Below are 11,675 nucleotides of genomic sequence, written 5' to 3'. Positions count from 1 at the left end.
GCTTATTTAATGTGGTTTAAAATACGCGGTAAACATAAGGATTGCTAGGTTTTTCAACTTTCTTGAAACTATCCACTTCAAGTGTTGGCAAGCTTTGTCCCAGTTGCTTATGGTAGCGAATAGTGATTTTTCCACTTGCTCTTATCCAAGTATTATTGTCAAAATGCTCTGTATTACCAGTTGTCAGAAGTCCATAAACCCCTGAATCTGCGATACAGTGGATAATACCGAAACGGAAAAGAAACTGGCTGTTTTTATCACTTGGGTCGTTGTAGACAAAGCCAGTAAATTCTAACCGTTTCCCTGCAAATTCATCTGGATAATCATAGAGGACTTCCATGACTTCCATATAATTTTCCGTCGTAACGGAGATGACATCTTTTTTCAGATATTTTTTTGCAGCTGCCCGCATTTCCTTCTCGTAAGCACTTTTAGTAAAATAGGTACTGGTATCAGGCTTCAGGTATTGATTGGTAGTACCTTCATCAGCCTGAATGCTCTTTGAACTACCATCAGCTAGAGGAAAATGGTAGCCCTTAGCAGAAACGGTTGTAGAGTCCAAATTGACCGTTGGAAAGAAGAGAGCAACGATAAGTGGTACAACAAGAAAAGCAATGCTAGCAAATTTTGCTGAGCGGCTCGTCAAATGGCTGTGTACTTTCATTTTTTTCATCCAGACGATGAGCTGCACAATAGCTAGCACAAAAGAAAGTATCATGGAAATATATGCCAAATAAGAAAAATGCATGTTGATGTATTGATTGAGCTTGCCAGAAAGTTGCAAATACATGGTGATTTCAAAGTAACCAGCTAAAATTAGAAAACGAATCATAGCACCACCCCCACAAGCCAAGAGTAAATGACAACAACTAAACTAACAATTCCAATGAATTGCCAGATGAATCGTCCTTTGAGGTAATTTTTCATCATGAGGATATTTTTCACATCTAGCATTGGTCCAATGACGAGAAAAGCCAGAACTGGCGCTAAACCAAAGCTAGAAATGAGCGAACTGCCGATAAAGGCATCTGCTTCACTGCAAAGTGAGAGAAGAAATGCAAGCAGCATCAATAGCAAAATAGCCATAAGCGGTGTTGCACTAATGGAAGTCAGGATGCGTGTAGGCACATAGACTTGGACAATACTGGCAAAGAGACAACCAAAGACTAAGTAACGACCTGTATCAAAAAATTCGTCAATAGACTGCACAAACACTTGAAATACTTTCTTTGGCTGACTTAAATGGGAGAAGTCGTGTTCATGCTGAATGACTCGATTCTCTTTTTGAATAGTTGCTGTGTTGAGAAAGCCAAAGAAAATTCCTAGAACAATTGCTACAATAATAGAACCAAGCGCTCTGAGCAAAGCCATCTTAAAGGAATTCCCGAAGGCAGAATAGGTCGCAAAAAGAACGATAGGATTGATAACAGGTGCTGTCACCATAAAAGGCACAGCCGTGTAACTTGGTACTTTTTTTTCCAAAAAGCGATTGATAATAGGGACAATTCCACATTCGCAAGAAGGGAAAATGAAGCCAATAAACGTACCAAAGAAAATCCTACCCCATTTATTTTTAGGCAGATAGCGATAAACTTTGTCTGGTGTGATATAAACCTCTATAAAACCTGAAATAATGCTCCCAATCAGCACAAAAGGTAGTGCTTCAATAATAATGGAGAGGAAAATCGCACCAGCTTGCAAAACGCTAGGTGGCAGTTGATTAAAAAAGCTCATGACTTTTTAGCCTTTTGCTCTTTTGGGGTCTTTTTTTCTTTTTCATCAGGAAATTCTACTTTTTCAATTTTAGGTAATGTTGCAAATTCTTCAAACATTTTGTCCAAATCATCTGAACGTGTAAATTTAATAGCCATAACAGCCTCCTTTTCCTTTTTAACTATTATACTATCATTTTGAAAATTATGGTGAAATAAAGTCAGCAGAATAGGAATTAGCTTGTGAAAGAAGGAGAGGAATGTGGTATAATGTTCTTTATGGAAACAAATATTATCGAACTATCGCAAAGTTTAAAGATTAGTCAGAAGCAAATTGAAAAAGTATTGGAACTGACAGCAGAGGGCAATACGATTCCGTTTATTGCTCGTTATCGGAAAGAAATGACAGGTAATTTGGATGAGGTAGAGATTAAGGCTATTCTTGATTTGGATAAAAGTCTGACGAACCTCAGAGAGCGTAAGGCAACGGTGCTGGCAAAGATTGAGGAACAAGGAAAGCTGACGGACAAATTGCGTGCGGCCATTGAAGCAGCTGAAAAGTTGGCTGATGTGGAGGAACTCTATCTTCCTTACAAAGAAAAGCGTCGGACAAAAGCTACGATTGCACGTGAAGCAGGACTTTTTCCTTTGGCACGACTCATATTACAAAATGCTGCCACTCTTCAAGAGGAAGCAACTGCCTTAACTAACGAAACATTTCCGACGGTAGAAGCAGCTCTAGCTGGAGCTGTAGATATTTTAGTGGAAGCCATTTCAGAAGATGTACAACTGCGTGCTTGGACTTATCATGAAATGCTGACAAATTCAAGCATTGTTTCAACTTTAAAAGATCAAGATTTGGACGAAAAGCAAGTGTTTCAAATTTATTATGACTTTTCCGAAAAAATCGCAGATATGCAGGGGTATCGCACCTTAGCACTGAATCGTGGTGAAAAGCTAGGTGTTCTCAAAGTTAGTTTTGAGAATAATGTAGATAAGATTATCCGCTTCTTTGAAGTGCGCTTTAAGGTCAAAAATGACTACATTCATGAAGCAATCCAGCAAGCTGTGAAAAAGAAAATCATTCCAGCTATGGAACGTCGGATTAGGGCAGAATTGACCGAGACTGCAGAAGACGGAGCGATTCAGCTTTTTTCAGATAATCTGCGAAATCTGCTCTTGATTGCGCCACTCAAAGGACGCGTGGTACTAGGATTTGACCCAGCTTTCCGGACAGGAGCAAAATTAGCAGTCGTAGATGCAACTGGAAAAATGCTGACAACTCAGGTTATCTATCCTGTTCCACCGGCAAAAGCAGCGCAAATTGAAGCTTCTAAGCAAGATTTGTCAGACTTGATTGACCAATTTGGTGTTGAAATCATTGCTATTGGGAATGGAACAGCTAGTCGTGAAAGTGAAGCATTTGTCGCTGAAGTATTGAAAACTCATCCAAACGTCAGCTATGTTATTGTCAATGAAAGCGGTGCGTCTGTTTATTCTGCTAGCGAATTGGCGCGGCATGAGTTCCCTGATTTGACCGTTGAGAAACGTTCGGCTATCTCTATCGCACGTCGACTGCAAGACCCTCTTGCAGAGCTAGTTAAAATTGACCCAAAATCAATCGGTGTCGGTCAATACCAACATGATGTGAGCCAGAAGAAATTATCTGAAAGCTTGGATTTTGTCGTAGATACCGTTGTTAACCAAGTCGGCGTTAATATCAATACCGCAAGCCCATCTCTTCTATCGCATGTGGCAGGGTTAAACAAAACGATTTCTGAAAATATTGTCAAATATCGTGAAGAAGAAGGTGTGATTCGCTCGCGTGAGGAGATTAAAAAAGTTCCTCGTCTAGGTGCTAAAGCATTTGAACAGGCGGCAGGGTTCTTACGGATTCCCGAAAGTGATAATGTTTTGGATAATACAGGTGTTCACCCAGAGAGTTATCCAGCTGTTGAGAAATTGTTCCAAACGCTTGCAATTACGGACTTAGATCAAGCCGCTCAAGAAAAATTGCAGTCTTTAGATGTCAAAAAAGTTGCTGCAGATTTGAACTTGGGAGAAGTTACCCTCAAGGATATCATTGCAGACTTGCTCAAGCCAGGACGTGATATGCGTGATTCATTTGATGCACCAGTTCTGCGTCAAGATGTCCTTGATATAAAGGACTTACAAATTGGGCAAAAGTTAGAAGGCGTTGTCCGCAATGTTGTTGATTTTGGTGCTTTTGTCGATATTGGCATTCACGAAGATGGCTTGATTCACATTTCTAAGCTCAGCAACAGCTATGTCAAACATCCGAGTCAAGTTGTTTCTGTTGGTGATTTGGTAACCGTTTGGGTAGACAAATTGGATATAGAAAGAGAAAAGGTCAATCTTTCCTTGGTGGCACCGCGTGAATCTAACTAACTATGTCAGACAAGTCTCTTTGGAAGATTTTGGCAAAGAATTTCGACATATGGCTTCTTGGAATAAGCGTCTTCGCTCAACAGGTGGACGCTTTTTTCCAAAGGATGGTCATCTCGATTTTAATCCTAAAATCTATGAACAGTTTGGTTTAGAAACTTTCCGAAAAATTGTGCGGCATGAGTTGTGCCATTATCATCTTTACTTTGAAAAGAAAGGTTATCGACATAAGGATCGAGATTTCAAGCAATTATTGAAATCCGTGGACGGTTTGCGCTATGCGCCTACTTTATCAAACCAATCATCTGCAAAAATGCTTGTTTATCAATGCTTGCATTGTCGTGCACAATATCATAGAAAAAGACGAATCAATACTGAGCGGTATTGCTGCGGACATTGTCAAGGGAAACTCATTTTTATCAGACAGTTGCAGTCTTAATGACTATTTTCGCGAAACAATCAGAAATCCGCCTAGGGACGGATGGCATGATGACTGAAATGTGCTACACTAGATTTAGTATCAATGAAAGAGGCTAAATGATTATGAAAACAAAATTTTATAAATTACGCCGAAATAGCGCTGTATCAGGAGTCTTGGCTGGTTTGTCGGACAAATTTGGTTTAGATGTAGGGCTTGTTCGCTTTTTATTCGTTTTATTTACCATTTCTAATTTGGGCTTAGGAATTATCATCTACATCATTTTATCATCTGTGATGCCTTACAAGGAAGACGTAGAAGAAGAAATGTATGGAACAGGACCTCGTAAGCGCAAAGAAGCAGAAGCAATCAAAGAAGATGACGGCTGGTTTTGGTGAGTGTGTTGGAGCAAGCGTTTGGTTATATATGCTAGAAAGGAGTTCGGACAATGGACTCCTTTATTTTGGGAGGAGGAGAAATGGAATATTGGGATGCTTATAATGAGCAAAGAGAGCGACAAGGAAAGTTTCTAAAGAGAGGGCAACCAATTGCGGAAGGGCAGTATTACCTCTGTGTCAATGTCTTCGTTCGTCATATAGATGGGGAATTTCTCCTGATGCACCGCAGTCCAAAAAAAGAAATTCATCCTAATTATTATGAGTTTGGTGCAGGAGGAAGTGTGTTGGCTGGTGAAGATAGCATGACCGCAGCCTATCGTGAATTGCGGGAAGAAACTGGGCTGATTCCTAGAAAAATACAACTGATTGAGCAGACGACTTCACCTAAAGATCACTGCCATTTTGATTTTTATGAGGCAATCGTCACAGAGAAAGACGTGAAATATCAAGAAGGTGAAACGGATAGCCACATCTGGCTGAAACCTAGTGAACTCCGTTATTTTATGAATCGTTATCCTTTATTTCAAAATCAAAAACAAATTGTAGAAAAAATGCTCCAGTCAGAGAAGTAGTAAATGCTATATATTATATATGGTTGCATCCATTTTCTTTGCAAAATCAAGGATGAAACTCTCCTTTAATCTCAAAATTTGCTATAATAGAAAAAGAAACTATCAAAGGGGAAGAATATGACTGTAAAGATCAAAGATCTATTAAAAAAAGTCAGATTAAATGTGGTTTATGGCGATGAGAAAATGTTGGAAAGAGAAATTACGACCTCTGATATTTCCCGCCCAGGACTTGAAATGACAGGCTATTTTGACTATTACACACCAGAACGTATCCAGCTAATGGGAATGAAAGAATGGTCTTACTTGATGAAGATGACCTCTCACAATCGCTATCAGGTTTTACGGAAAATGTTTGAACGAGACACTGTTATGATTGTGGCGCGTGATCTGAAAGTACCTGATGAGATGTTGAAGGCTGCAAAGGAAAATAAAATTGTTGTTCTCAGCAGCCGCACACCGACGAGTCGTTTATCCGGTGAAATTTCTAGCTATCTAGATTCACGTTTGGCTGAGCGAACCAGTATTCATGGCGTTCTAATGGATATTTATGGCATGGGTGTCTTGATTCAAGGAGATAGTGGAATCGGAAAAAGCGAGACTGGTTTAGAACTGGTGAAACGGGGACATCGTTTAGTTGCGGATGACCGCGTAGATATCTACGCAAAAGATGAAATGACTCTCTGGGGCGAGCCAGCGGAAATTTTGCGCCATTTACTTGAAATACGCGGTGTTGGGATTATTGATGTCATGAGCCTTTATGGAGCTAGTGCTGTCAAGGATTCATCACAGGTTCAATTGGCTGTTTATCTGGAAAATTATGATGTCAATAAAACATTTGACCGTTTGGGAAATAATGGTGAAGAGTTTGAAGTATCAGGTGTGTCCATTCCAAGGATTCGTATTCCTGTGAAAACGGGTCGCAACATTTCGGTGGTGATTGAAGCAGCAGCGATGAATTACCGTGCTAAAGAGATGGGCTTTGATGCCACGAAGACTTTTGAGGAACGCTTGACCAATCTCATTAGTGAGAATGAGGTGTCTCATGATTAATCCAATTGCATTTAAAATAGGACCTCTAAGTATTCGCTGGTATGCGATTTGTATTGTAACAGGTTTAGTTTTAGCTGTTTATCTGGCTATGCGTGAAGCGCCGCGAAAGAAAATCATTCCAGATGACATTCTTGATTTTATCCTCATTGCGTTTCCCTTAGCAATCGTTGGAGCTCGCATTTATTATGTCATTTTTGATTGGGGCTATTATGCTAAAAATCCTGCTGAGATTTTTGCCATTTGGCACGGAGGAATTGCTATCTATGGCGGTTTAATCACCGGAGCGATTGTCTTGTATTTTTTCTCACAAAGAAAGCTTATCAATACGCTAGACTTTTTAGATATTGCGGTTCCAGGAGTGATGATTGCCCAAAGTCTTGGGCGCTGGGGAAATTTCTTCAATCAAGAGGCTTACGGAGCGGTTGTTAAAAGTCTAAATTACTTACCAAGTTTTATGCGCAACCAAATGTACATTGATGGTCATTACCGACAACCAACTTTTCTTTATGAGTCGGTTTGGAATTTGTTAGGATTTGCTTTAGTGATGGTTGCGAGAAGAAAGAAAAATTTCCTCAAACGTGGAGAAATGACTGGATTTTATCTTGTTTGGTATGGAATAGGTCGCATGGTGATTGAAGGTATGCGAACAGATAGTCTCATGTTTGCGGGCTTGCGTGTGTCGCAATGGTTGTCTGCTGTTCTAGTGGTTGCAGGAATCATTCTCGTCATTTACCAACGCAGAAAAAAAGATACCCCTTATTATTAAAAAGTTAGGAGAAGAAAAATGCTTGAAATTGCTTATAGTCTAGTTGCCCTCGCTTTGATTGCTTTGATTGTTTATACGATTTTTTTGGTTAGGAAAATCTCAAATGTCGTTGATGAAACAGAAAAAACAATTCAGGTGTTGACGACAGATGTCAATGTGACACTTTATCAAACCAATGAATTGTTAACGAAAGTGAATGTTTTAGCAGATGATATTAATGGAAAAATGACAACCATTGACCCGCTTTTCACTGCAGTTGCAGATTTATCTGAGTCCGTTTCGGATTTGAATGATTCCGCTCGTCATTTGAGCAAAAAAGCTGCTGCAGCAGGAAAAAATAGTATCAAAGCTGGTGCAACTTTATCGGCTTTACGTATGGTTACTAAACTATTTAAAAAATAAGAAAGAAGGTTTATTATGGGTAAATTTTCATCTATCCTTTTAGGAACAATCTCTGGTGCGGCTGCAGCGGTATTTCTCACAAGTAAAAAAGGAAAAGAAGTGACAGCTAAGGTTTCTGATTTCATGAATGAGGTCAAAGAAAATCCAGATGATTTTAAAGATCAAGTAGTACAAAAAGCCAATCATTTCTCTAATCAAGCTGCAGAAGCAGTCAACCAAGCCAAAGAAAAGGTTGAGAGCGGAGAAATTACAGGTGAAACAATTCTTGACTCTGTGAAAGAAGCAACGAAACAAGTAGTTGACTTCTCACAAGAGAAAATGCAAGAATGGAAAGAAAAAATGACACCAGAAGGTATCTCTCCAGAAGATTTCAAAAAAACTGAGCAAGAACCAGTTGATAAAGAAACCACATCGGAGGATATTGTCATTGATTTGACAGAAAACCAAGAATCGGAAAATGAAGACAAAAAAATTGAGGACTAGCACCTCAATTTTTTTAACTTTTTAACTAAATCGATTTTACATCACAACGAATCACAATAAAAACAGTGCCTTTGAAAAAGCAGGCACTTCAATCCCAAAACTATTTATTTCTTTTTCGACGAATAAATGCTTGCTGCATTTTAATGCAGACTAAACTAACACCAATTGCTAAAGTAAAAGCTAAGAAAGTGTTTATTTTAATAGACAGGAATAAAAAGCTAAATAAAGCTGTCAAGATACAAAATGTAGCAATATTCACGAAAAATAGTAATTCTTTCAGGTTTGGATTCGTTTTTGCTTCAGGAATGTAATCTTGATAAAGGGGATATTGTTCTTGCTCTAGTTCTGGATAGGTGTAGTCCTCTTGATAGGACTGATATTTTCTTGCGGTCATGTTCTCTCTCCTTACAGTACTCTCTTATTTTATCATGATTTTAATTAGATAAATATTACATAACGATTACAAAAAGGCTAAAAATGCTTTTCAAATTAAAAATATAGAAGAGAAATCAAAAATATGTTATAATTTTGCTATGAAAAAGATTATCATTACAGCGACAGCTGAGAGCGTTGAGCAAGTAAAAGAGCTTTTAGAAGCAGGTGTGGATCGCATTTATGTGGGTGAAAAAGAGTATGGTCTTCGATTACCCCATACTTTTTCTTATGACGAATTGCGGCAGATTGCAGCCCTTGTACATGAGGCAGGCAAAAAGTTGACAGTTGCTGTCAATGCTTTGATGCATCAGGAAATGATGAATAAAATCAAGCCATTTCTTGACTTTTTAGTGGATATTCAGGCGGATTATATTACTGTGGGAGATGCCGGTGTCTTTTATGTGTTAAAACGCGATGGTTATCCGTTTAAGACGATTTATGATGCCTCGACTATGGTTGCTAGCAGTCGTCAAGTGAACTTCTGGGGGCAAAAAGCTGGCGCTTCTGAGGCGGTTTTAGCACGGGAAATTCCATCGGCAGAATTGTTTAAAATGCAGGAAGTGTTAGAAATTCCTGTTGAGATACTAGTCTATGGTGCTAGCGTCATTCATCATTCTAAGCGACCGCTTTTGCAGAATTATTACAATTTCACTCATATTGATGACGAAAAGAGTCGTGAGCGTGATTTATTCCTGGCAGAGCCGAGTGATCCGAATAGCCATTATTCTATTTTTGAGGACAATCATGGGACGCATATTTTTGCGAATAATGACTTGGATATGATGACGAAACTTGGAGAGTTGGTAGAACATGGCTTTACACATTGGAAATTAGAAGGGATTTATACGCCAGGACACAATTTTGTTGAAATTGCCAAACTCTTTGTGCAAGCGCGTGAGCTGATTGAGACCAATCAATTTACACATGATCAGGCTTTCCTTTTGGATGATCAGGTTCATCAATTGCATCCAAAGAATCGTTTCTTGGATACTGGATTTTATGAATATGATCCAGATCAGGTGAAATAAGGGACGCAGGTAGTCGCGAGTTGCGACTGCTTGTTTAACTTTCACAATCTGTTTCCTTTAGCTTGATTTCAAGCCCTTTTTGCTATAAAATAAAAAGGCTGAGTATTAGAATTTAGAAAAGAGCGAGAATATGACAAAAACTTTTAAAAGACCAGAAGTTCTGGCACCTGCTGGAACGTTGGAAAAATTAAAAGTCGCCATTCGTTATGGAGCGGATGCTGTTTACATTGGCGGACAAGCTTATGGTTTGCGCAGTCGTGCTGGAAATTTTACGTTTGAAGAAATGGAAGAGGGCGTTCAATTTGCTCGTGAACATGGCGCAAAAGTCTATGTGGCTGCGAACATGGTAACCCACGAAGGCAATGAAGAAGGAGCTGGGGAATGGTTCCGCACTTTGCGGGATATTGGCATTTCTGCCGTTATCGTATCTGACCCAGCTTTGATTGCCATTGCTTGTACAGAAGCGCCAGGTTTGGAAGTACACTTGTCAACACAAGCTAGCGCAACAAACTATGAAACCTTGGAATTTTGGAAAGATTTGGGGTTGACACGTGTCGTTTTGGCGCGCGAAGTTTCCATGGAAGAATTGGCAGAAATTCGCAAACATACCGATGTTGAGATTGAAGCTTTTGTTCACGGTGCTATGTGTATTTCCTACTCAGGACGTTGTACTTTGTCCAATCATATGAGCATGCGGGATGCCAATCGTGGGGGCTGCTCTCAATCTTGCCGCTGGAAATATGATCTCTACGATATGCCCTTTGGACAAGAGCGCAAGAGCTTAAAAGGCGAAATTCCAGAAGAATTTTCTATGTCGGCTGTGGATATGTCCATGATTGACCATATTCCAGATATGATTGAAAATGGAGTAGACAGCTTGAAAATTGAAGGACGCATGAAGTCTATTCACTATGTATCTACTGTTTCAAATTGTTACAAGGCGGCAGTAGATGCTTATCTTGAAAGTCCTGAAAAGTTTGAAGCAATCAAGCAAGATTTAGTAGATGAAATGTGGAAGGTTGCGCAACGTGAGTTGGCGACAGGATTTTATTATCATACACCGACTGAAAATGAGCAGCTTTTTGGAGCACGCCGCAAAATTCCGCAATATAAATTTGTGGCAGAAGTGGTGGCTTATGACCCTGATACGCAAACAGCGACTATTCGGCAACGAAATGTCATCAATGAGGGCGACCCAGTTGAATTTTATGGTCCTGGTTTCCGTCATTTTGATGCAGTCATTACAGATTTACACGATTCAGATGGAAATAAAATTGATCGGGCTCCTAATCCGATGGAATTGTTGACGATTTCCTTACCACATCCAGTTTATCCAGGTGATATGGTACGTAGTCGTAAAGAGGGTTTGATAAATCTTTATAAAGAAGACGGCACAAGTGTCACAGTACGGGCATAAAAATCTATATTGAGAAGAGGTTTGAATGGTTAATTCTGCCTCTTTTCATTTGTAAAAAATATTTAAAAAAAATGAATGTAAACGCTTGCTTTTTTAAAAAAGAAGGTGTACAATATAATTAAAGAAAGATAAGAAAGGGCTGATTCCAATGGGTGTCGGAACTTTCATATTTTAAATCGTTTATGATGTATTAGTTTCTATTTGCTAATTGTTTTTCTTAATTGGAGGTATTTGATAAATATTTCTGAAGATGTCATGTAGTGGTTTGTAGAATTGCATCGCGTATAAAGAACGCAAAGTAAGAATAAATAAGAATGTTATTTGATGCAGTCGGTAGAAGCTTTTTAATGATTTTCACGCTTTGGTATAAAACCGCTATTGTTTTAGATGAAAAAACTTGTTTTTGATATATTGTGGACAAGAAAATCATTCTTTAGTAAAATAACGATGGAATCATCATAAGAATCTCTTTTCAGATAATTACTTTCTGAAAGTCTATCTATCACTTATTAGCAAATAGAGACGGCTCCTAGCTTTCTGTAGGTATACAGTAACTAGGAGTTTTTTGTATGCTCCGTTCTTTGAAAA

14 protein-coding genes are annotated in these 11,675 nt (G+C 38.9%); 10 read left to right on the top strand and 4 right to left on the bottom strand.

Annotated features, from left to right (window positions below; translation table 11 throughout):
• Window positions 1-16: 16 nt before the first annotated feature.
• Genes IYQ91_RS01765 through IYQ91_RS01755 form a run of 3 tightly spaced genes read right to left on the bottom strand, consistent with a single transcriptional unit; the run spans window position 17 to window position 1,871 of the window.
• Window positions 17-832 carry a TIGR03943 family putative permease subunit gene (locus tag IYQ91_RS01765; RefSeq protein ID WP_003032772.1) on the bottom strand — a complete coding sequence of 272 codons (816 nt, stop codon included), beginning with the start codon at window positions 830-832 and terminating at the stop codon, window positions 17-19.
• Entirely contained in the window at window positions 829-1,734 is a 906-nt protein-coding gene (locus IYQ91_RS01760; protein ID WP_195672891.1) for a permease, read from the bottom strand. Before IYQ91_RS01760 ends, IYQ91_RS01765 begins: the two co-directional genes overlap by 4 nt.
• Window positions 1,731-1,871, bottom strand: coding sequence for an SPJ_0845 family protein (locus IYQ91_RS01755; protein WP_003035023.1), 141 nt, complete (start codon window positions 1,869-1,871; stop codon window positions 1,731-1,733). Before IYQ91_RS01755 ends, IYQ91_RS01760 begins: the two co-directional genes overlap by 4 nt.
• Before the next feature lie 120 nt (window positions 1,872-1,991).
• On the opposite strand from IYQ91_RS01755, the gene IYQ91_RS01750 reads away from it, so the two are divergent.
• The 8 genes from IYQ91_RS01750 to IYQ91_RS01715 all read left to right on the top strand — a co-directional run bounded on the left by IYQ91_RS01750 (window position 1,992) and on the right by IYQ91_RS01715 (window position 8,207).
• Window positions 1,992-4,121: a Tex family protein gene (locus IYQ91_RS01750; RefSeq protein WP_195672998.1), complete on the top strand. Its 2,130-nt coding sequence runs from the start codon at window positions 1,992-1,994 to the stop codon at window positions 4,119-4,121.
• Window positions 4,108-4,557, top strand: a complete 450-nt coding sequence (locus tag IYQ91_RS01745) for a SprT family protein (protein ID WP_195672890.1) — start codon at window positions 4,108-4,110, stop codon at window positions 4,555-4,557. Before IYQ91_RS01750 ends, IYQ91_RS01745 begins: the two co-directional genes overlap by 14 nt.
• A gap of 104 nt (window positions 4,558-4,661) precedes the next feature.
• A complete protein-coding gene (locus IYQ91_RS01740) occupies window positions 4,662-4,934 on the top strand; it encodes a PspC domain-containing protein (protein WP_025271868.1) in 273 nt (90 codons plus the stop codon).
• Window positions 4,935-4,984: 50 nt separating this feature from the next.
• Window positions 4,985-5,506 carry an NUDIX hydrolase gene (locus IYQ91_RS01735; RefSeq protein ID WP_195672889.1) on the top strand — a complete coding sequence of 174 codons (522 nt, stop codon included), beginning with the start codon at window positions 4,985-4,987 and terminating at the stop codon, window positions 5,504-5,506.
• Between the two features lie 117 nt (window positions 5,507-5,623).
• Window positions 5,624-6,556: an HPr(Ser) kinase/phosphatase gene (gene hprK / locus IYQ91_RS01730; protein ID WP_003032689.1), complete on the top strand. Its 933-nt coding sequence runs from the start codon at window positions 5,624-5,626 to the stop codon at window positions 6,554-6,556.
• Entirely contained in the window at window positions 6,549-7,322 is a 774-nt protein-coding gene (lgt, locus tag IYQ91_RS01725) for a prolipoprotein diacylglyceryl transferase (protein ID WP_195672888.1), read from the top strand. The genes hprK and lgt overlap by 8 nt, the downstream gene beginning before the upstream one ends.
• Before the next feature lie 18 nt (window positions 7,323-7,340).
• The gene (locus IYQ91_RS01720) at window positions 7,341-7,724 is read left to right on the top strand and encodes a DUF948 domain-containing protein (RefSeq protein WP_195672887.1); all 384 of its coding nucleotides are present in this window, start codon (window positions 7,341-7,343) and stop codon (window positions 7,722-7,724) included.
• Window positions 7,725-7,739: 15 nt separating this feature from the next.
• Complete coding sequence (locus tag IYQ91_RS01715; protein ID WP_106100543.1) at window positions 7,740-8,207, top strand: YtxH domain-containing protein; 468 nt, start codon at window positions 7,740-7,742, stop codon at window positions 8,205-8,207.
• Between the two features lie 100 nt (window positions 8,208-8,307).
• On the opposite strand, the gene IYQ91_RS01710 is transcribed toward IYQ91_RS01715, so the two are convergent.
• Entirely contained in the window at window positions 8,308-8,601 is a 294-nt protein-coding gene (locus tag IYQ91_RS01710) for a DUF3270 domain-containing protein (RefSeq protein ID WP_195672886.1), read from the bottom strand.
• 139 nt (window positions 8,602-8,740) lie between these two features.
• Between IYQ91_RS01710 and IYQ91_RS01705 the strand changes: the two genes are divergently transcribed.
• Both IYQ91_RS01705 and IYQ91_RS01700 read left to right on the top strand, forming a co-directional pair.
• On the top strand, window positions 8,741-9,670 hold the full coding sequence (locus IYQ91_RS01705; RefSeq protein ID WP_195672885.1) for a peptidase U32 family protein: 930 nt from the start codon (window positions 8,741-8,743) through the stop codon (window positions 9,668-9,670).
• A gap of 130 nt (window positions 9,671-9,800) precedes the next feature.
• Window positions 9,801-11,087, top strand: coding sequence for a peptidase U32 family protein (locus IYQ91_RS01700; protein WP_195672884.1), 1,287 nt, complete (start codon window positions 9,801-9,803; stop codon window positions 11,085-11,087).
• Window positions 11,088-11,675: the final 588 nt, after the last annotated feature.

This window comes from Streptococcus sp. HF-2466 (assembly GCF_015594645.1).
Taxonomy (GTDB): Bacteria; Bacillota; Bacilli; order Lactobacillales; family Streptococcaceae; genus Streptococcus; species Streptococcus anginosus.
Note: the sequence above shows the minus strand (reverse complement) of the source record. Positions and strands in the feature narration are given on the sequence as shown.